The organism is Massilia sp. CCM 8734, from assembly GCF_011682155.1.
In the GTDB taxonomy this organism is placed as follows: Bacteria; Pseudomonadota; Gammaproteobacteria; order Burkholderiales; family Burkholderiaceae_D; genus Telluria_A; species Telluria_A rubra.
In genome coordinates, this window is sequence record NZ_WHJI01000372.1 from 1 (window position 1) to 219 (window position 219).

Here is a 219-nt window from a genome sequence, read left to right on the forward strand (position 1 = left end):
GTCACGATGAAGCGCGTGTTCTCGCCAAGCGCCATGACCTCGGCCTTGAGCAGCACGCGCCAGGCCTTCGGCCACGAGCGCGCCTTGTAAGAAAATTCATCGAACAGACGCACCGCATTGGGCACCAGGTCCTGCGATTGCGCAGCCACCCACCGGTCGATGGCGCGAAGTCTGGTCGGCTCGGCCATCGCAAGGAGCTTGGTGTTGCAGGCGAAACCA

At 63.0% G+C, this 219-nt stretch carries 1 protein-coding gene; it reads right to left on the reverse strand.

What is annotated here, in order from left to right:
• Nucleotides 1-219: transposase (locus F2P46_RS39560; RefSeq protein ID WP_208296986.1), on the reverse strand; the 219-nt coding region annotated here is incomplete at both ends.